This is a genomic window from Dyadobacter sp. CY345 (assembly GCF_021502725.1).
Taxonomy (GTDB): Bacteria; Bacteroidota; Bacteroidia; order Cytophagales; family Spirosomataceae; genus Dyadobacter.
The window spans coordinates 543,153-562,348 of the sequence record NZ_JAKFFS010000004.1 but is presented as its reverse complement, the minus strand read 5'-3'; the positions used below and the strand labels follow the sequence as shown (position 1 = coordinate 562,348).

Sequence of the window (19,196 nt, the reverse complement as noted above, 5' to 3'; positions counted from 1 at the left end):
GAATACTACCTCAACTCTTATATAATAACAGAATTTTAATGAAGACGTTTTTAGCAGATATTATTCCTAAGATTCAAAAATTCAGCAAACAACTCGACGATCTTACTATATTAACCAATCACCATTGGGTATCAATGGGAGAAATAGCAGTATCAAAAACAGTTTACATATTTAGGACTGGTGGAATTCTGTTAGTATCCGAGAATGGAATTGTCAGTAAGGGTGCTTGGGAGTATTTGGGTAATGACTCTATTTTGATTGAATCCGGAAACCGGACACTTCTTTTAAAACAAGCTTTCGTTGATGACCAAATAATGGCACTCAAATTAGATGGAGCGGAAGGTTTTTTATTCTTTATAAATGAAACGAAAACAGGAATTGAACTTAATACGATTCATGATGTTTTTCAATTCCTTGAGAAAAAATATATAGCTAGTCAATCTGTTCAAACAAACGCCTCAGTCGGGGTTAATAAAATCCCAAACTATACAGAATCAACTCCAAAAGAATCCTATGAACTGTTTTTTGGGAAACATTATAAAATTCAGGTACGGTTTGAAGATGGAATATTCGGTGATATATTCATGGGGTTCACTTCAAAAAGATATTTCTATATTCATTTTACTTGGGGTAAAACCTACTGTGAAGATAAAAAAGACTGCATCTATCGACTTTATGCGAATCGAAAATTCAATTATTAATTAAACCCAACCAAGACAATTATCCATATAGGTGAAATGTTTTGGTTGGGCTCAGGTGTTTGAAATAACAGTTTAAACTAATTATTATACTCAGTAAGCTATAAACTTTTTTAATTTATTGATCAAAACAGCTGTCCGAAGCTGATACTTCTCATCGTTGATCCATAAGTAGATATATTCGGTATTGTTTCCAACGCTTGTTCTTCTGAAACTTATAAAACATTCTTTTGAAACCGTGAAGTCGTGATAAATTTCTTCGTTAGCTTTTGGTTTTTCCTTTTTGATCTTTTCAAGCAAGACAGAGTAGTTGGAAAGAATACTTTTTGTTTGATCAATAGATAAGTGTATGAAATCAAAATTGGTGTATTCTGACACAGCAATAGCACCTTTGTACCTCACTCTTGTAACATAATCCCTATCAGCACCGATAATCAAACCTTTCTCTAAATTTTGCTTATAACCGGTTAATTCTACATATCGAGCCATGCCAACTGTATTTCCCTTAAATATGCTGTATGTACGAATATTGCTTTGTTTTCCGACTTCGTGTTTCTCGATATTTGTCTTGATTTGTCTCTCTGTAATGTAACGGGATTGACTGCAGCTACAGATTGAAAAAACTATAAAAAGTAAAATGCACGGTAAAAGGTAATTCTTCATCAAAATGAGGAGTTATAAAGTAAATAGTAGGAGATAAACTTTGATGGATGGTTAGCGTTTAGGTACGTATACCTTATTCCCATTATCATTAATGTAATATTGACCACCTCTTTCTCCGGTCTGTATTGTTTTTCCAGAACCATAATTGTAAGCGTCGATGGAATAATCTTTCGCTTTTGACCCTTTTTCTGAGGTGTACGGATTTACATTATCCTGAGTCGAATAATTATCAAGATTCGTTTGATTTGACTGAGTTTTGTAATGGGGTTGTACGTAAGAGCCGTTCTGCTTTGTATACCCGTTGTTGTAATTCGTATTTGGATTTACATATCCACCACTTGTATTAATTCTTGAATTACTGCTCCGTTGTGAAGGTTGACTATAATAACTCTGAGCGAAAGATGAAGACGTAACTAACGTCAAAAAGAGAAATGAGTAAAAGAATGATTTCATAAATTTTAATAGAGGATTGATATCGAACAGTAATATTACGACTTTATCTTAGACGGTAATTTTATAACTTAGTTAACGGTTACAATAAAGGTGGGAGTAATAGTATTATTGTCACCATACCAGAATAAATAACTGTTTATGGATATTGTTTTGGTTGGCCGGAAAAGTTTAAATATTGGACTTAAATTATGTACAAGGAACATCCCTCGTTTATACAACCAGATAATGACGATTTCAAACTTTAGAGATATTTTGATTTTACCCAATTTGTATGCTTCTTGAAAACAAATCTTATTCTTTAATCGCGCAGATAAATTCGATGACCCACTTGAGGGTTAGACGACACGATTAAAAGTTGCTGCTCGTGACGAATTGAATTTAAAATATGACCTTCAGGATGATAGCTCAGGAGCTACACTTAAAGAAATGAGAAAATATCTGGAGATTAATCGTTGGTATGAAAACGAGTATGAGTCTGATGGAATATGGAAATTGTATCCTCAAAATAATGAAGTAATTGTAGTTGTCATTGACAAAGAAGAAGTTACAAGAGTTAAATAAATATTTATTAATTAAAATCAATGTTAAAATGATCGCAGAAATAGTTCAGGTGGAAGATTACCTATCGGCAATTCCACTGACCGTGAAAAATAAAATCCTCAAGTATATCGGTACTGCTAAGCCCGGAGATATTGTGGATGTACAGTTGGAAGAAATAAGAGAGGATGACTACGTGATTTATTCGTTTTTTGGCGAAACTGAATCTCAGGGGAAACTTATCGAACTCGTATATAATGATACGAAAAAAGACTAAGTATGAAATACTCAATAGTCTAAATACAACCCAACCAAAACAACGTTCGTATTATGCTGAATGCCTTGGTTGGGTAGTGAATTACCAACCCTTAAAAGAAACCTCAGATCAAGGTTCACTTGTCATATATGCGGACAGAGAGAACTAAAAGATATAAGGAATTTTTTGACGCATGACTTCTACCAACTACAGATGAGTTAACAAAAATGAGAAAACCTCTATTGAAAAGTTTTGTAAGATTGCTTGTATTGAGCACACTTGTGTGTATAGGAAGTTGCAATTCCGAAAGTGAAAGATTAAAAGTCGAATTGGAAGAATGTTCTGATGAAAAGAAGAAATTGGAAGATGAAAAAGAAAAGTTGGAATCTAATTACGAAGAAGCACTTCAACAAATCCAACAATTAGAAGATGATCTTGAAGAATCTCAGAACGAATTCGAAGAGTGTCAAGAAAATCAATAATCACCGAGTATTAAACATCACTACAATGATTCTATACAAATTGGAAAAGTTATTATTTAAATAAAAATTAATGTGAATCTATATGGTTCAAAAGTGACGAAATAGAGCAGTGAAAAGACTTGTGTATCAAATTGTGTCTCAAATTTTTTGGAGGAACAAAAAAAGCACTTACCAAAAATTGATAAGTGCTTGTCATTCAGGGCTCCCGAAGTTGGGCTCGAACCAACGACCCTCTGATTAACAGTCAGATGCTCTAACCGGCTGAGCTATTCAGGAATTTCAAATCCGATTGTATATCTGAATTGTGGTGCAAATATAGCGGTTCGATAAATATGACGCAAGTCTCAGGTAAAAATATTTTTTAGCTTTGAACCTGTTGCAGTATTAACTCCTTGACTTTCTTAGCATCTGCCTTCGAAAAATTATTAATAATTATTTCAGGACGCATCCGCGGAATAACCCGAATTGTCGAAAACAGCATACTATTCTCGATTTCCACGCCTGAAATATCAGAATAGAAAACGAAATTATCTGTACTTCTGAAAAGTTTCTTCACTGTAAAAGTTACTCCCTTTTCTCCAAATGTTACTTCATCCGGAAACATTGGATTCATTAGCCCGCTGGCTTTAAAACGCTCATTCATATATATTCTTTTTAGAAAAAGTTTACGCTGCTTAAAAATGCTTACAAAGGTACGTATACTACCTTTTTTGTTTCAAAAAATTCTTCGGTAAAATAGTCAGAAAGATCGTATGTACGTGTTTTCATATTCAACTCCGCCAACTCTTCCGCCAGATCACCTCCTTTTAAGTATAAAATACCGTTCCTCAACGAATGAAATGAATTCCGGCTGATATTTTTCCGAACCCACCCAACAAATGGCGTGATCCGGGTTACAGCGCGGCTAACCACGAATTCATAAGTATCTTCAAGCTTTTCTGCTCTTATCTGTTCTGCTTTTACATTTTTCAAATCTAGGGCACTGGCTATTTCCTGAACAACCCTGATCTTTTTCCCAATACTATCGACCAGATGAAACTGTGCATCAGGAAACATAATGGCGAGCGGAATTCCGGGAAAACCGCCGCCAGTTCCTACATCCAGTATAGAGGTCCCGGATTTAAACTGTAAAACTTTCGCAATCCCCAAAGAATGCAAAACGTGGCGTTCATATAAGGTATCAATATCCTGTCGTGATATCACGTTCACTTTCGAATTCCAGTCCTGATATAATTCTTCCAGCTTCGTGAATTTCTTAATCTGAGTTTCGGTCAGGTCAGGAAAATATTTTAAGATTAATTCCATGTATTTCGTGGTTTTCTTCTTGTCATTACAAAAAATCCGAAGAAGACATAATAAATAAAAAATGCAAAATCCATTAACAAAAAACTAAACCATTCGACGGTACGATCAAGTTTTCTGTTGATAATAAAAAAGAGTATCCATTGAACAATCCAGCGAATTCCTACAACGGCGCCCAATTCCTGAAGAAGTAAAATGTCATGGTTAAATAAGGCAAAACCTAATGTTAGAAAAGACAGGAACCAAACAGCAACATGCGAGGACGAGAGAAAGCCCAACATCATTTTATTTCGTTTCCTGTAAAACTGACTTACTGCCAAATGTCTCCTCTTTTGCCGCAACCAAGCTGACCAGGTAATTTTTGGCTTGGAATAAACAAAAGATTCCGGCTCGATGGCTATGGCTGTATTTGTACTCGTTGATACCTCATTCAAAAAAATATCATCATCCCCGCCCATGATATGACGGTGTCTGTAAAATCCTTTATTCTCAAAAAAAACTTGTCTCTTGTACATTATATTTCTCCCAACTCCCATATAGGTTAGCCCTGCTAGAGAAAAAGACAGATACTGAACTGCAGTATAAAATGTCTCGCAGCGTATGAACCAGTTTAACAATCCGGATTCTTTCTCATAGGGGGAAAATCCAATAACAATATTTTTTTCTTCGCTGATCTGAGAAGTCATAGCAGTTATCCAATGCACCGAGTTTGGACGGCAATCTGCATCGGTCATTAATGCAATCGGATATTTTGCCTGCTTCATTCCAACTGTTAAAGCATATTTTTTTGGTGTGACGTGACTAAATTCATCATTGATCCTGATGTATCGGATATGTTTCCAGCCGTGAATGTTTTCACGCATGAAATCTTCGCTGCCATCGTCCGACCTGTCATCTAAAAGGATCACTTCAAACTCAGGATATTCCTGCGCATCAAGAAGCGGAAGCAATTCCATCAGGTTTTCCTTTTCGTTCAAGGCACAAACCAGCACTGTTACACCAGGTGAATCACTTCCATAGTTCGTACTCTTTCCGTAAAAGGCCAGACGCGTGAAAATAAAAAGGTAATAAAACAGCTGAATCAGAACAAATGCGCAAAGCGCATAAAGTAGAGAATCCGTCACGATAAAGAGGGGTTGTAAAATTTTTCCATATGTAATTCTACAAATATACAGTCATTGTCAGGATTGTTTGTCCCCTTCCACCTATTTTTGCAGACTCATAATTTATAATACATTAATGAAGTTTACGCTACAAACTCAGGATCCACAATCAAAAGCACGTGCCGGTGTTGTGGAAACAGACCATGGGACTATCCAGACGCCGATATTTATGCCGGTTGGTACCGCAGGAACTGTGAAGGCTGTACATCAGCGGGAGCTGAAAGAAGATATTAAAGCACAGATTATATTAGGAAATACTTATCATCTTTATCTTCGTCCAGGACTAGATATTCTACAAAAGGCTGGTGGACTGCATAAATTTAACGGATGGGACAAACCAATTCTAACTGACAGCGGCGGATATCAGGTTTATTCTCTGGCAGGCACGGGGAGAAAAATCAACGAGCAAGGTGTGGTATTTAAGTCACACATTGACGGTGGGATACACACTTTTACACCCGAAGGCGTTATGGACATACAACGTACAATCGGTGCAGATATTATAATGGCTTTCGACGAATGTACCCCCTACCCCTGCGATTTCACATATGCCAGAAATTCAATGGAAATGACTCACCGTTGGCTTGGCAGGTGCTGTAGTCGTTTTGATGAAACACAACCGTTGTATGGGCATAGTCAAACATTGTTCCCGATTGTCCAAGGAAGTGTATATAAAGATCTTAGGAAACAATCCGCGGAAGTAATTGCATCCTATGAAAGAGAAGGCAACGCCATCGGCGGTTTGTCGGTGGGTGAGCCTGCCGAGATAATGTACGAACTTACCGAAGTTGTCTGCGATATTTTGCCAAAAGACAAACCAAGATATTTGATGGGTGTCGGCACACCTGCCAATATCCTTGAATGCATAGCCCTGGGTGTAGACATGTTCGATTGTGTAATGCCGACCCGGAATGCGCGTAATGGCATGATTTTTACTACCGAAGGCATAATAAACATAAAGAATGAAAAGTGGAAAGATGACTTGTCAGCGATCGACAAAAATCTTGGGGGTTATGTGAGTACATTCTATTCTAAAGCGTACCTTCGTCACTTGGTGAAATCAGAGGAGATGTTGGGAGCTCAAATTGCAAGTGTTCACAATCTCACTTTTTATTTATGGCTTGTAAATACTGCAAGAGAAAAAATTATAGAAGGAAGTTTCACAACCTGGAAGAAAGAAATTGAAAAAAAATTGATGCAACGTCTTTGAAAGTTAGAAAAAGAACATTTCTTTCGAAAAGATTTTGGTTTAATTACAGTTTTATTGCTGTATTTCGAAAATTGAGGTTGGTAAAATGATATTGTTAACCTAATTTTGTGCCCACTAGGCATTTTGATAAGGGAATATCTGGCCACGAAAAAATATTGTTTTTATTATAAATTGATTATTAACGATCAATCCTAGTTAATCTTAATAACGCTAACTTGAATAGTATGAAAAAAGTATCCCAGTTGATTTGTTCGCTTGCCTTGGGGTCATTGATGGCTTTGCCGTCACTTGCACAGCCCTTAGAGCAACCGAATTCTCCGGATTACAATCCAAAAGCTACCTATGACGGACCTTACAAAATGAACACGTGGTCTATCGCGATTCATGGTGGACCATCAATGTTTTTCGGTGATTTGAGAGAATATGATTTCTGGCCTGTTAACAAAGACAGCGACGACAGCCGCAAAGAATCAGGATCTTTTCAAGGAGGCATTACGATTAACAAACAACTTTCATACTGGTTCGGAGCTCGTCTTGACGGATCGATCGGTACATTGAAAGGTATGAAACGCCGTAATTACAACCGTTACTTTAAAGGAACTTATCAGGATGTATCTCTTTCAGGAACGGTAAATCTTAAAGGTCTTTTGATGGGACCTAATAAGATGAAACGTTGGAAAGTTGATGCTTATGCTGGTTTTGGCCAAATCTTCTATGATTCGGAAGCATTTGATCTTTCAGGAACTCGCCCATTGGTTCGCGAAACTGGTAAGAAAAATGACTGGATTATCCCAACAGGTCTTAATGTAAGTTACGAACTTACTCCTCGTTTGGATCTTGGTCTTGACTTCCGTCTTAACTACACAAACTCTGATTATCTAGATGCTACCTGGGGTGGTGACTACGACAGAAATGCTGATTTGAATTCTATCAAAGATGCACCAACTTCTCGTAGAGGAAATTCTGAATTGGATAGCTACGGATACGGTTCGGTTGTTCTTACTTACAAACTTGGTAAAAAACCACTTAAAGTTAAGAAAGAAGACGGAAAATGGGCTTACAAGCCAGAAGATGGATTCTATCACCTTCGTTACACAGATCCAAAAGTGTTGTTGAAGCCTGTTAAAATTCTTACACTTGAAGAAATGGACTCAGTTGCAAAAGCAAACCGTCCGAAGGATATCGATCCAAGATTGTTACTTGATACAGATGGTGACGGTGTTTCTGACTTCTTCGATAAAGAGCCAAATTCGCCAGCAGGAAGTATCGTAGATGGTAGCGGTCGTGTTCTTGACTTTGACACTTACGTGAAAAACGCACTTGCAACAGGAGCAGCTTGCAGCGAAATATTTGCAAACGTTCAGTTTGATACAGACAAAAACGTTCTTAAACCTGAATTCCAGGAAATGTTGAAAAACGTTGCAATGTTGATGAACAAAAACGGATGCCGTCTGCAATTGGCTGGTCATGCGGACCGTCGTGCGACAGATCGTTACAACATGGCACTTTCTCGCCGTCGTGTAGATGCAGTTAAAAACTACCTTATCAATGAAGGTGGCTTGAAAGATCCAAGTAAAGTAATTGTTGATTACTTCGGTTCATTCAAACCAATCGCTGATGGCGCAACACGTGATGGTCTATTGAAAAACCGTCGTGTAGAATTGAAACTTCTTCCATAAGGAATAAAATAATTCAAGAAATAAGAAAGGCTCCCGATGGGAGCCTTTCTTATTTCTAATCACTAGATTTGCGTTGGTATTAGTTTTTTATATCAAACAAGAAATCACACAATCACTTCAATAAAAATTACTCATATTATTTTACGCATGGCACAATACGATTATCTTATAGTGGGTGCAGGGCTCTGGGGCTCTGTTTTTGCGCATGAAGCTACTAAAAGAGGTAAAAAATGTCTGGTTATTGACCGACGGACACACACAGGTGGAAATACCTACTGCGAAAATGTTGAGGGGATTAACGTACACAAATACGGGGCACATATTTTCCATACTAATGATAAGGATATCTGGGATTACGTAAATTCTTTTGTTGAATTCAACCGCTATACAAACTCTCCGGTTGCGAATTATAATGGCGAACTTTACAATCTGCCTTTTAATATGAACACCTTTTACCAGTTATGGAAGGTGCGCACCCCGGCAGAAGCTAAGGCAAAAATTCAGGAGCAGGTAAAAGAGGCTGGAATCACAGATCCTAAAAACCTGGAAGAACAGGCCATTTCATTAGTAGGTGTAGATATTTACGAAAAACTGATAAAAGGCTACACTGAGAAACAATGGGGAAGAAAGGCAACCGAACTTCCTGATTTTATTATCAAAAGGCTTCCGGTCCGTTTTACATACGACAATAATTATTTTAACGACAAGTATCAGGGCATACCAATTGGTGGTTATAACAAACTCACAGAAGGGTTGCTTGCAGGTATTGAGGTAAGACTTGATACTGATTTTTTTGCCAATCGCGAAGAACTTAGTGCGCTGGCCGAAACAATTGTTTACACCGGTCAAATTGATGAATATTTTAATTTCAGCCAGGGTTTATTAGAATATCGTAGTTTAAGATTTGATAACCAACTACTGGATCAGGAAAATTACCAAGGAAACGCTGTTATCAACTATACTGACGCAGAAACGCCATTTACGAGAATTATCGAGCACAAACATTTCGAATTTGGAACTCAGCCAAAAACGGTGATTACTCATGAGTATCCATCAGAATGGACGAAGGGTGGCGAACCATATTACCCGGTAAATGATGATAAAAACACGGCCGTTTTCAGTCAGTACAAAGCATTGGCAGCAAATGAAAAAAATGTAATTTTCGGAGGCCGCCTTGCGGAATACCGCTACTACGATATGCACCAGGTTATCGGTTCCGCATTGAAAAAAGTTAGCGTTCATTTTGGTGAATAAAGCATAAAAATAATACACACACTATACAGCCCCTGGGCACTTACTTATGAAGATTATTTTCGCGACCAGCGCAGCTATGCTGTTGCTGGTAATTGCGTTCGGATGTAGTTCCATCCGGAATTCTCCGAGCATAGTCTCAGAAACTTTTACTGACAATCCTGTTCAGCAAGATAAGGGAGCATACTTAATAAAATCTGGCGATAAATTATTAATAAGTAATCTGAACTGGTCCGCGTCGCTGTTTCCTGATCCTGTTAAAACGCAAAATACCCAAAATTCTGAAAGTGGTTATGCTGCGAGCGTCCATCAGGATGGTACGATAAAACTTCCTGAAATTGGCACAATTCAGGTTTCAGGACTAACACGCGGCAAACTGGCCGATTCTTTGGCTAAGCTTTATCACGACATAATAAAAGATCCCATTTTTGAGATTGAGATAACGAATTTAAGGGTCAAAGTTCTTGGCGCTTGTAACATCCAAGGCATTGTTCTTTTGGATAAAGAAACACAATCTCTGGGTGAAGTCCTGGCAAAAGCGGGTGGGATTAAATTCAATGAAGCCGATGAAAAAATTCAAATTATCCGTGGCGATGGGCAGGAACAAAAAATTATTGAGTACGACTTTCAACAGCTCGGAGATCCGAGAATCATGAATCTTACCGTTTATAACAACGATATCATTTACATTCCACCTTCCCGGGAAGGCATGCGATCGGTAAAATTATCCCGAAAGCTAATACTCATTCAACCCATACTGATAGCGCTCAATCTGGCTATTCTAGTTATAAATCTTAGAAAATAATGATTCCTGCAATTATAGATTCTGATTCTAAAATCTTGCAAACACTCGGACTGGATTTGCACATGCACGTCTTACCCGGGATTGATGACGGAGCTCAAAATCTTAATGATAGTCTGGCATTAATTGACGCGCATTACCGTGCCGGTATCCGGAAAATTATTGCTACGCCACACATCCGCATGGATTTTTTTGTAAATACACAGGAATCCATTCATAAAGCCTGGTCTCAGCTTACGACGGTGACAAACGAGAAATATCCGGATTTAACGATTCAATACGCCGCAGAATATTTTGCTGACGATTATTTCCTGACGCTGCTTGACAAAGGCGAAATACTTCCTCTTGCCGGAAATCACGTGCTAGTTGAAACATCCTTACGACACGATCTGGTTTATTTTCCAGACATTTTGAAAGAAATGATCTTGAAAGGGTATAAACCCGTTGTCGCTCACCCGGAGCGATATCGGGCGTGGCATGATAACCCGGAACGTTATGATGAAATACATGAACTGGATGTAATTTTCCAAATAAATATCCTTTCCATTGGTGGCGCCTATGGCCCCACAGAACAGTTTATGGCTGAAAAATTAATTCAACAAGGCTGGATTGGAGCTTTGGGAAGTGACCTTCACCGGATTGGTCAGTATAAGTATATAAAACAAGCAGCTGAGAATCCTTACTTCGAAAGTTTGAAGGATATAAAACTGCTTAATCATACTTTACAATCCGATTAATCGTATGAATAAAGGGAATGACAGTGCTTTTTTTGAAGAATTTCTAAATCACTCTGACTCCCTCGATATTCAAAAGGTTTTCAAAGTGATTCTTAGCCGCTGGTATTGGGTGGCAGGATCACTTTTATTTTTTGGACTTCTTTGTTTTTTATATTTAAAGCTGGTTACTCCGAAATATGTCGCGAATATCAACCTTAAATATCTGAACAAACAGTCTGAGCTGGATGAAATCACGGGCCCAGAACCTACGTTTTTGATTAATAGCGGAAGTGCCGACTACCTCACTGAAAAGTACAATGTCAAGTCGCAGGAAGTTGTCGAAACTGCGTTAAATAAGCTTGATAACCCATTTACATTTTATCGGCTAAAAGATTTCAGGGAAATTGACATTTATCCTATAAGGCCATTTCAGCTGAAAGTCCTTTTCTTCGATCCTTCAAAATTCACTAACGGAATATTTCTCCTTGATCGGGAAAGTGAACTTTCTTATGAAGCTTCTTACCAAAAGAAAATCAAAGCGGGCACAGTATACCGCGTTCCGGGGTTGACATTTCTAATTGAAAAAGTTAATCCAAAGCATGAATACGAAGTCAAATTTGTCTTTAATAATCCAAGTGGACTGGCTAAGGATTTCATTAAACATATTGATCTTATCGAAGTGGAAGAAGAAATGCCGGTTTTGACACTTGCATTTGAACATCACAACAAACCGTTTGCCAAAGATTTTTTGGAGAAACTTTTAGAATCGTATCAAGAATATGACCTCCGGCAAAAACAGCGCTCCTCTGACCTGACATTGCGTTTCATAAATGACCAGGTGAAAGTGTATGCCTCGGCATTAAAAGATGCGGCGAGGGCACTGGAAATATTCAAGCAGAAAAATGAGGTACTTGACATCAGCAATTCAACCAGTGAAATTGCTGTAAAAACAAGAAATTTGGATCAAAGGCGGAATGAGTCCGAGATCCAAAAAGCTTATATTTCAATGCTGGAAAATAATCTCGGAAATACCTTCGAACCTGTCGATTATCTTTCTGTCGGGTTGGACGGAACCACCGACGGTGTTCTGATAGCCCTTTTGGAACAGTTTAACACTTTAATTTCCAAAAGAAAAGATTTGCTTATTAAGTATAGTGCAAAGGCACCGGCGGTAAGAAATCTGGATGAGGAATTGGGAAAATTCCGGATACAGATTTTGGAAAATATTGCACTTCAAAAACAAAAAAATGCCGGTATACTCAAAATTCTGGATACCAATATCATTTCACTTAAAAAGCGATTTAATCAGATTCCGGCGCTGGAAAAGAATTTTATATATCTGCAAAGCAGTTTTGAAGTAAACAAAAACATTTATTCATTACTGCTCAATAAAGAAATCGAATCTTCAATTGTGCGGGCTGGTATGTTGCCGTCTTTCCGGGTGATCACCTTGTTGGAAGTAGCGAAAGTTTCACCCAAACCTACACAAATAATTACAGTATCAATCTTCGCCGGGTTACTGATTGGGCTGTCTTCCATTTTCTTCACCCGTTTTTTCAATCGAAAATTTACCCGAATTGATCTGATTTTAAAATCAGATTCTGTAAATTTTTTAGGATTGATTCATCATTTTTCTTCCGGGCAAGACAAGCAACAACAACATAATCTAAACACTTTGATATCGGATCGGTCGGTTTTTTCTGAATCTGTGAGTGCCTTACGAACCAGAATCAGCTTTTTGAAAATTAATCATGAGCTTCATCCCGAAGCTGGAAAACAAATACTTATTACTTCTGAAAAGGCTGGCGAAGGCAAAACTTTTATTTCCATCAACCTCGCTTTGTCGCTTACCAAGATTGGTAAAAAGGTAATTATTATTGGTTGCGATCTCAGAAAGTCTAAACTGCATCAGTTTTTTAATGACACCAATCAGGATGGGCTAAGTTTGTATTTACAAAAAGCAGACTCCGGGAAACCGATTAAAACTTCCGTGATTTCAAATCTGGATTATATTCAGGCCGGCCCTCCGCCGTTTAATCCGGCCGAGCTACTGCAAGGAGAACGATTTCAGGAATTGCTCAGCTATTGCCGTATCCAATACGATTACGTTATTCTGGATACTGCTCCGGTTGGATTAGTGTCGGACAATATTCCATTTCTTGCTGAAAGTCACCTGGTATTATTCATTTTAAGGTGGTTGTATTCCGAACAGGAAGCATATAAATTTCCTTCACAGCTCGCCGCCGATTACAATGCAGGAAATATTCAGGTACTCGTGAACGACTTTTATCCAGATGAACTTTATAGCCCTATTACTTCATCTTCAACGAATTATCAGGGATATAGTCAGTATCGTTACGACTACACTTACGACAATGATCCGCCCAACGAACGTAAAAAGGGTAAACTGAAAAGAATAAAGGAAATACTTAACGTAACCAGGTAAAATTCGATCTTATGACACACACGGGCTATGCATTATTTAGAGTATCAAAAACCAAAAATCGTCGCCGAGATTGGCTGCAACCATAAGGGGGAATTTTCTATCGCAAAAGAATTAATCCGTCTGGCTAAGGTTTGTAACGCTGATTATGTAAAATTCCAGAAGCGGAATGTGACTGAATTGCTTTCCAGGGATCAATTTCACGCTCCGCATCCTGTCGCTTATCATGCTTACGGCCCGACATATGGCGAACATCGAAACGCATTGGAATTCTCATTTGACCAACATGCTGAACTAAAATTATATGCGGAATCCCTTGGTATCGGCTACACAAGTTCCGTTTGGGATATTACCTCTACAAGAGAAATTATAAATCTCAATCCTGAATATATTAAAGTACCTGCGGCGTGCAACAATCATGTTGAAATGTTATCCCTGCTTCGCGATCAATATATGGGCGGAGTTCACATATCCGTTGGGATGACAACCTGGAAAGAGATTGAGTCTATCGTAAAGTTATTTGAAGAAAAAGATCATGCAAATGATCGCTTGGTATTATACAGCTGTACATCCGGATACCCTGTGGGATTTTCGGATGTCTGCCTGCTGGAAATTCGAAAACTGCTTTTTCACTTCGAAAACAGAGTTAAGGAAATAGGTTTTTCCGGGCATCACCTTGGAATTGCGGTCGATGTTGCGGCATATACGCTCGGAGCGAAATGGATCGAACGCCATTTTACAAAAGACCGCACGTGGAAAGGTACCGACCATGCGGCATCGCTGGAAGTTCCGGGTTTGCAGAAATTGGTTCGTGATCTGCATCATACTTATGAAGCATTAAATTATAAGGAAAACGATATACTGGAAATCGAAAAGCCACAGCTGGAAAAGCTTAAATTTCGTGTATCATGACGGAAGTTCTGGCTATTATTCCGGCACGGGGAGGAAGTAAAGGGCTTCCAGGAAAAAATATAAAATTGCTGGCGGGTTATCCTTTAATCGCATACAGCATCAAAGCGGCCCTGGATTCTCCTTTGATATCAAGGGTTATTGCGTCCACAGATTCTTTAAAAATCGCACAAATAGCCTTAGCATTTGGCGCAGAGGTTCCGTTCATGAGACCTGCCCAATATGCGTTAGATCTCAGCACAGATCTGGAAGTTTTTGTTCATGCGCTCAAATGGTTGAAAAAACATGAAAACTACTCTCCCGATCTGGTTGTGCAGTTGAGGCCAACCTCTCCTATCCGCTTCCTGTCCGACATTCATGACAGTATCGAAAAATTACAAAACTCGTCAGCTGACAGCCTGAGATTTGTAACGGAAGCATTTCACACGCCTTACAAAATGTGGCAGATCGATGAGGATCAATATATTAAACCTCTTTTAAGAACTGAACAAAACCCTGAACCTTACAATCAGCCCAGACAAAACCTGCCTGTCGTTTATTGGCAAACAGGTACGCTGGATGTCATTAAAACAAAAACAATTATTGAAGATCAATCCATGTCTGGGCAAAAAATTATTCCCTATATCATTGAGCAAAAATTTGCTGTTGATATCGACGATTTATCAAGTTTTCAGCGGGCAGAAGATGCAATTCGAAATTACAACTGTATAAAGTTTCAGCCATGATCAAACGAACTGATCCAATTCTGGTTATGGGTGCCGGTTCCATCGGGGAAAGACATATATCAATACTCCAAAAACTAGGTTTCAGTAACATCTGGGTTTACCGGCAGCGTCAACTGCCTTTTCGAATTATTGAGTCAAATACTGTTTCCATTTTTACAGAAATCAATAAAACCCAACTGATAAAACCAGCCGCTGCAATTATTTGCACACCCACCTCCCAGCACTTGGAGCAAGCGTTATTTTGCTCAAAACTCGGAATTGCAGTGTTGATTGAAAAACCTTTGTCAAATAGTCTGGCAGGCTTTGATGAACTTAAACAAGCTGTTAAACATCACAAAACCTACATTCAGGTTGCCTATATGCTGCGTTACCATCCCTATTTGCAAAAGATAAAAGCAACAATCGATGTTGGTGAGTTGGGTAAATTATTGAGCATGCAATCCTGTTGGAGCGAGTATCTGCCCGACTGGCATCCATGGGAAGATTATCGGATATCGTATGCTGCGCGAAAAGATTTTGGCGGAGGAGCTGCATTGACATTAAGCCATGATATTGATGTGTTAAACTGGCTCGCAAATTCTCCAGTCGATACCTGGCAAACAATTAAGAATTATCAGCAGATGCCTGAGCTGGATGTTGAATCTTCTGCGGATATATTAATAAACTACAAAAATAAGATTACGGCTCAGTGTCACCTCGATTTCCATAATCGAATTCCCAGGCGATGGTATCGGTTCGATTTTGAGAAAGGGTTTATGGAACTGAATTATTACAAATCTGAACTGATCACTTTTTCCGATGGAAAAACGATTACGCAGTCTCTTTCTGACTTTGACAGGAATCAACTTTATGAGGCACAGACACTCGATTTTTTCCACCAGATCCAAAAGGGAGAATACCTTGAAAAAGCTCTAAAATCCATTGAAGAATCTGAACTAATCATATCCATTTGTCAATCATGATAAATTACAACACGCACCATTCACTTTCAATTGAAGGAAAAATAATTCTGATTACAGGAGCCTTTGGTATGATCGGCAAAACGATTGCCATGTCGTTTCTGGAACAAGGCGCGCTTGTAATACTCGCCGACATTGATACGGACAAAAAAGGTGATCTTGAAAATCTGCTTACCAGGCGTTTTACCGAAGATCGTTTTTTGTTACAACAACTGGATATTACCAATGAAGAAAGCTGCCAAAATGCAATAAATACCATTCTGGGAAAATTCGGCCGACTTGATGTTTTGATTAATAATGCTGCTATAGACGCCAAATTTGACAAAATACATCCAGGGTCAGTAAATCAAAGTCGGTTTGAAAACTATCCTATTGATCTCCTTCAAAAATCCATAGAAACAAATCTTACGGGGACAATTCTGATCACGCAGCATGTCTGCCGGGTTATGATGAAGCAAGGTTTTGGAAATATTATCAACGTCGCTTCAACATATTCCGTCGTAGCTCCGAACCAAAGTTTATATGATTACGGCGACCAAAAACCGCAATTTAAGCCCGTTGACTATGTCGCTTCCAAATCTTTTATTCCAAACTTCACAAGGTATTTAGCAACCTTTTATGCTCATGACAATATCCGCTGCAATGCCATAGTTCCGCATGGAATAGCTAACGACCACGGCAAAAAATTCGTCGAAAATTTCGCAAAGTTGTCTCCGTTAGGTCGAATGTGTGAGCGCGAGGAATTGATTGGCCCTTTCACTTTTCTCGCTTCTGACGCTTCGAGTTATATGACAGGTTCGTTGTTGACTGTTGATGGCGGCTGGACTGCCTGGTAAATTGAATGTAGCTATGCAAAAACTTTTATTCATTTCTGATGAATCACCTTTCAGTTTCGATCATTCCGGCGCAGCATCATTTAAAACAAGCCATCTGATGCTGTTGAATGAGATTGAAAATCTTGAAATTTATCTGTTGTGTTTCCCGGCAAGTTCGGATTCCGTTTCTCAAAATACGATAGAAATTCCTGAATTTAAGTCTAGAAATATGTCATTGTTAAGCGTCAAGTTTCCCTGTAAGCCAGCCAGATCGTTGCTTTATAAAACTGTCTATGAGTACATTTTTAGTCCAAAATCCGAAATTCGCTGCTCACACATGTTCCCGTCCGTCAATCCGGAGAATTTGTCAGTATTACAAAATCTTGTTTATGAATTACAGCCTGATATCATTTGGGCTGAACATCTCGAATCTTTCTTACTCGTAACGCATCTAAAAAGTTATAAAGGCAAAGTAATTTACAGCCATCACGATTTTTTATGGAAACTTATTTTAATCCGCAGACGAAAATTTAAAGATTTCGTCCAGTCCTTTTTATTACAAATCATTCAGAAAAAAGCTATTCAGCAATTTGGAAAATACGTTGTTGGCGGTGCTTCAAACGAATTACAAGAAATTCAAAAGCTTAATACAAATGTTTCAACTTTATACTTACCAACGTTATACCCGATTCATCCCTTTCCTGAAAACAGTGTATTGCAAATGCCTTTAAGAATTATTCATCTTGGGTCTCCAAAAGCCACTGCAAACCGGGTTGGTATCAGAAACTTACTCATTAAAATAATTCCTGAACTACAAAACAAGGTTGAATTTCAGCTTCATTTAATTGGTGTGACAAACAGCTGCGACATGGAATTATATAAATTATTAAATCAGCCGAACGTTATTTGTGAAGGATTTGTCGATGACTTAAAATCTGTTTTGCACCCTTATGACCTTCATATCTTACCTTATGACCAGGCGACAGGAAGCAGAACCCGTTATTCCGTCGCAATGAATTACGGGCAGGTGTTAGTTGCACATATGGCCTCAGTTGCTGGAATTGATGGATTGGTACACAACCAAAATTGCATTATCGAAAATTCTTTTGATGGTATGGTAAAGGCAATTATTCGATTGCACGACAATCCGTCGGAGCGCATTCGTCTGGGAAACAATGCTAAAAAATGGCATGATGAAACACATCAGATTCAGGTAAACGCAAGGATTTTAGAAAAGTGGTTAATACAAAATAACATCTACCATGGCTGAAAATAAAGACGTCTGGGATATTGAAATTGTTCCGGCGACAGGATTATTCGAAATTGACTGGCGGGAACTCTGGCAGTATCGCGACCTGATATTACTTTTTGTCAAACGAGATCTGACTGCGACCTACAAACAAACGATCCTGGGGCCGATCTGGTTTTTCATCCAGCCGATACTGACAACGGCGATGTATGTCATCATTTTCGGAAATATTGCCAATATTTCTACGGATGGTATGCCCAAAATACTCTTTTACCTGAGCGGAATTACAATCTGGAATTACTTTCAGGAATGCCTTATCAAAACATCAGAGACGTTCATTTCCAATCAGGGTTTATTTGGAAAAGTATATTTCCCAAGGCTGGCCGCGCCTATTTCCATTGTCATTTCCGGACTTTTAAAATTCCTGATCCAGTTTGCTTTATTTTTATTAGTCTGGCTTTATTTTCTGCTTAGATTGGAATCCGCGATTCATCCAAACTGGACAATAACTTTTCTCCCTTGTTACATCCTGCTGATGTCGGGATTTGGATTTAGCTGTGGAATTTTTATTTCTTCTCTGACGACAAAATACCGCGACCTCCGTTTTTTAATCCAATTCGGAATACAGCTGCTTATGTACGCGACACCGGTTGTGTACCCGCTCAATATTGTTCCTGAAAAATACCAATGGATCATGCTGCTGAATCCAGTTACAAGTATTATCGAAGCGTTTAGATATTCATTTACTGGGCAAGGCGTATTTTCAATCAATTATTTGATATATAGTGCCTTAATAACAATATTCAGTTTATTGTTCAGTATCATGATTTTCAATAAGGTCGAAAAGAATTTCATAGATACTGTCTGACTTTTATCGGAACAAT

20 protein-coding genes and 1 tRNA gene are annotated in these 19,196 nt (G+C 38.4%); 15 read left to right on the top strand and 6 right to left on the bottom strand.

Annotated elements, in window-relative coordinates; genetic code table 11:
- Window positions 1-38 precede the first annotated feature (38 nt).
- Complete coding sequence (locus L0657_RS19760) at window positions 39-701, top strand: hypothetical protein (protein ID WP_235152481.1); 663 nt, start codon at window positions 39-41, stop codon at window positions 699-701.
- Window positions 702-791: 90 nt separating this feature from the next.
- On the opposite strand, the gene L0657_RS19755 is transcribed toward L0657_RS19760, so the two are convergent.
- Both L0657_RS19755 and L0657_RS19750 read right to left on the bottom strand, forming a co-directional pair.
- Window positions 792-1,187: a hypothetical protein gene (locus L0657_RS19755; RefSeq protein WP_235152480.1), complete on the bottom strand. Its 396-nt coding sequence runs from the start codon at window positions 1,185-1,187 to the stop codon at window positions 792-794.
- 225 nt (window positions 1,188-1,412) lie between these two features.
- Window positions 1,413-1,814 (bottom strand): hypothetical protein, encoded by a 402-nt coding sequence (locus L0657_RS19750; protein ID WP_235152479.1) that lies wholly within the window; start codon window positions 1,812-1,814, stop codon window positions 1,413-1,415.
- 589 nt (window positions 1,815-2,403) lie between these two features.
- Between L0657_RS19750 and L0657_RS19745 the strand changes: the two genes are divergently transcribed.
- On the top strand, window positions 2,404-2,628 hold the full coding sequence (locus tag L0657_RS19745; protein WP_235152478.1) for a hypothetical protein: 225 nt from the start codon (window positions 2,404-2,406) through the stop codon (window positions 2,626-2,628).
- Window positions 2,629-2,834: 206 nt separating this feature from the next.
- On the top strand, window positions 2,835-3,089 hold the full coding sequence (locus L0657_RS19740) for a hypothetical protein (protein WP_235152477.1): 255 nt from the start codon (window positions 2,835-2,837) through the stop codon (window positions 3,087-3,089).
- A gap of 202 nt (window positions 3,090-3,291) precedes the next feature.
- On the opposite strand, the gene L0657_RS19735 is transcribed toward L0657_RS19740, so the two are convergent.
- From L0657_RS19735 to L0657_RS19720, 4 genes are all read right to left on the bottom strand, one after another.
- Window positions 3,292-3,365: transfer RNA gene (locus tag L0657_RS19735), tRNA-Asn, on the bottom strand.
- Window positions 3,366-3,450: 85 nt separating this feature from the next.
- Entirely contained in the window at window positions 3,451-3,732 is a 282-nt protein-coding gene (locus tag L0657_RS19730) for a hypothetical protein (RefSeq protein WP_235152476.1), read from the bottom strand.
- Between the two features lie 41 nt (window positions 3,733-3,773).
- Window positions 3,774-4,394: a 16S rRNA (guanine(527)-N(7))-methyltransferase RsmG gene (gene rsmG / locus L0657_RS19725; protein WP_235152475.1), complete on the bottom strand. Its 621-nt coding sequence runs from the start codon at window positions 4,392-4,394 to the stop codon at window positions 3,774-3,776.
- Window positions 4,385-5,515 (bottom strand): glycosyltransferase, encoded by a 1,131-nt coding sequence (locus L0657_RS19720; protein WP_235152474.1) that lies wholly within the window; start codon window positions 5,513-5,515, stop codon window positions 4,385-4,387. Before L0657_RS19720 ends, rsmG begins: the two co-directional genes overlap by 10 nt.
- A gap of 115 nt (window positions 5,516-5,630) precedes the next feature.
- Here L0657_RS19720 and tgt point away from each other — a divergent pair, with 115 nt between their 5' ends.
- From tgt to L0657_RS19660, 12 genes are all read left to right on the top strand, one after another.
- Window positions 5,631-6,764 carry a tRNA guanosine(34) transglycosylase Tgt gene (gene tgt / locus L0657_RS19715; RefSeq protein ID WP_235152473.1) on the top strand — a complete coding sequence of 378 codons (1,134 nt, stop codon included), beginning with the start codon at window positions 5,631-5,633 and terminating at the stop codon, window positions 6,762-6,764.
- Window positions 6,765-6,988: 224 nt separating this feature from the next.
- Complete coding sequence (locus L0657_RS19710) at window positions 6,989-8,443, top strand: OmpA family protein (RefSeq protein WP_235152472.1); 1,455 nt, start codon at window positions 6,989-6,991, stop codon at window positions 8,441-8,443.
- A gap of 147 nt (window positions 8,444-8,590) precedes the next feature.
- The gene (gene glf / locus L0657_RS19705; RefSeq protein ID WP_235152471.1) at window positions 8,591-9,697 is read left to right on the top strand and encodes a UDP-galactopyranose mutase; all 1,107 of its coding nucleotides are present in this window, start codon (window positions 8,591-8,593) and stop codon (window positions 9,695-9,697) included.
- Between the two features lie 46 nt (window positions 9,698-9,743).
- Complete coding sequence (locus L0657_RS19700) at window positions 9,744-10,499, top strand: polysaccharide biosynthesis/export family protein (protein WP_235152470.1); 756 nt, start codon at window positions 9,744-9,746, stop codon at window positions 10,497-10,499.
- Window positions 10,499-11,233: a tyrosine-protein phosphatase gene (locus tag L0657_RS19695; protein ID WP_235152469.1), complete on the top strand. Its 735-nt coding sequence runs from the start codon at window positions 10,499-10,501 to the stop codon at window positions 11,231-11,233. The genes L0657_RS19700 and L0657_RS19695 overlap by 1 nt, the downstream gene beginning before the upstream one ends.
- 4 nt (window positions 11,234-11,237) lie before the next feature.
- On the top strand, window positions 11,238-13,658 hold the full coding sequence (locus L0657_RS19690) for a tyrosine-protein kinase (protein ID WP_235152468.1): 2,421 nt from the start codon (window positions 11,238-11,240) through the stop codon (window positions 13,656-13,658).
- A 27-nt stretch (window positions 13,659-13,685) separates the two neighbouring features.
- Window positions 13,686-14,567, top strand: coding sequence for an N-acetylneuraminate synthase family protein (locus L0657_RS19685; protein WP_235152467.1), 882 nt, complete (start codon window positions 13,686-13,688; stop codon window positions 14,565-14,567).
- Window positions 14,564-15,289: a cytidylyltransferase domain-containing protein gene (locus L0657_RS19680; protein WP_235152466.1), complete on the top strand. Its 726-nt coding sequence runs from the start codon at window positions 14,564-14,566 to the stop codon at window positions 15,287-15,289. The genes L0657_RS19685 and L0657_RS19680 overlap by 4 nt, the downstream gene beginning before the upstream one ends.
- Window positions 15,286-16,251 (top strand): Gfo/Idh/MocA family protein, encoded by a 966-nt coding sequence (locus L0657_RS19675; protein ID WP_235152465.1) that lies wholly within the window; start codon window positions 15,286-15,288, stop codon window positions 16,249-16,251. The genes L0657_RS19680 and L0657_RS19675 overlap by 4 nt, the downstream gene beginning before the upstream one ends.
- A complete protein-coding gene (locus L0657_RS19670; protein WP_235152464.1) occupies window positions 16,248-17,084 on the top strand; it encodes an SDR family oxidoreductase in 837 nt (278 codons plus the stop codon). The genes L0657_RS19675 and L0657_RS19670 overlap by 4 nt, the downstream gene beginning before the upstream one ends.
- A gap of 13 nt (window positions 17,085-17,097) precedes the next feature.
- A complete protein-coding gene (locus L0657_RS19665) occupies window positions 17,098-18,333 on the top strand; it encodes a glycosyltransferase (protein ID WP_235152463.1) in 1,236 nt (411 codons plus the stop codon).
- Complete coding sequence (locus L0657_RS19660; protein WP_235152462.1) at window positions 18,326-19,180, top strand: ABC transporter permease; 855 nt, start codon at window positions 18,326-18,328, stop codon at window positions 19,178-19,180. The genes L0657_RS19665 and L0657_RS19660 overlap by 8 nt, the downstream gene beginning before the upstream one ends.
- The last annotated feature ends 16 nt before the right edge of the window (window positions 19,181-19,196 follow it).

What these genes read in the sequence shown, in the direction of transcription:
- L0657_RS19760 (WP_235152481.1), top strand. Translation starts at nt 39, where the DNA reads ATGAAGACGTTTTTAGCAGATATTATTCCTAAGATTCAAAAATTCAGC.
- L0657_RS19755 (WP_235152480.1), bottom strand. Translation starts at nt 1,187, where the DNA reads ATGGCTCGATATGTAGAATTAACCGGTTATAAGCAAAATTTAGAGAAA.
- L0657_RS19750 (WP_235152479.1), bottom strand. Translation starts at nt 1,814, where the DNA reads ATGAAATCATTCTTTTACTCATTTCTCTTTTTGACGTTAGTTACGTCT.
- L0657_RS19745 (WP_235152478.1), top strand. Translation starts at nt 2,404, where the DNA reads ATGATCGCAGAAATAGTTCAGGTGGAAGATTACCTATCGGCAATTCCA.
- L0657_RS19740 (WP_235152477.1), top strand. Translation starts at nt 2,835, where the DNA reads ATGAGAAAACCTCTATTGAAAAGTTTTGTAAGATTGCTTGTATTGAGC.
- L0657_RS19730 (WP_235152476.1), bottom strand. Translation starts at nt 3,732, where the DNA reads ATGAATGAGCGTTTTAAAGCCAGCGGGCTAATGAATCCAATGTTTCCG.
- rsmG (WP_235152475.1), bottom strand. Translation starts at nt 4,394, where the DNA reads ATGGAATTAATCTTAAAATATTTTCCTGACCTGACCGAAACTCAGATT.
- tgt (WP_235152473.1), top strand. Translation starts at nt 5,631, where the DNA reads ATGAAGTTTACGCTACAAACTCAGGATCCACAATCAAAAGCACGTGCC.
- L0657_RS19710 (WP_235152472.1), top strand. Translation starts at nt 6,989, where the DNA reads ATGAAAAAAGTATCCCAGTTGATTTGTTCGCTTGCCTTGGGGTCATTG.
- glf (WP_235152471.1), top strand. Translation starts at nt 8,591, where the DNA reads ATGGCACAATACGATTATCTTATAGTGGGTGCAGGGCTCTGGGGCTCT.
- L0657_RS19700 (WP_235152470.1), top strand. Translation starts at nt 9,744, where the DNA reads ATGAAGATTATTTTCGCGACCAGCGCAGCTATGCTGTTGCTGGTAATT.
- L0657_RS19695 (WP_235152469.1), top strand. Translation starts at nt 10,499, where the DNA reads ATGATTCCTGCAATTATAGATTCTGATTCTAAAATCTTGCAAACACTC.
- L0657_RS19690 (WP_235152468.1), top strand. Translation starts at nt 11,238, where the DNA reads ATGAATAAAGGGAATGACAGTGCTTTTTTTGAAGAATTTCTAAATCAC.
- L0657_RS19685 (WP_235152467.1), top strand. Translation starts at nt 13,686, where the DNA reads ATGCATTATTTAGAGTATCAAAAACCAAAAATCGTCGCCGAGATTGGC.
- L0657_RS19680 (WP_235152466.1), top strand. Translation starts at nt 14,564, where the DNA reads ATGACGGAAGTTCTGGCTATTATTCCGGCACGGGGAGGAAGTAAAGGG.
- L0657_RS19675 (WP_235152465.1), top strand. Translation starts at nt 15,286, where the DNA reads ATGATCAAACGAACTGATCCAATTCTGGTTATGGGTGCCGGTTCCATC.
- L0657_RS19670 (WP_235152464.1), top strand. Translation starts at nt 16,248, where the DNA reads ATGATAAATTACAACACGCACCATTCACTTTCAATTGAAGGAAAAATA.
- L0657_RS19665 (WP_235152463.1), top strand. Translation starts at nt 17,098, where the DNA reads ATGCAAAAACTTTTATTCATTTCTGATGAATCACCTTTCAGTTTCGAT.
- L0657_RS19660 (WP_235152462.1), top strand. Translation starts at nt 18,326, where the DNA reads ATGGCTGAAAATAAAGACGTCTGGGATATTGAAATTGTTCCGGCGACA.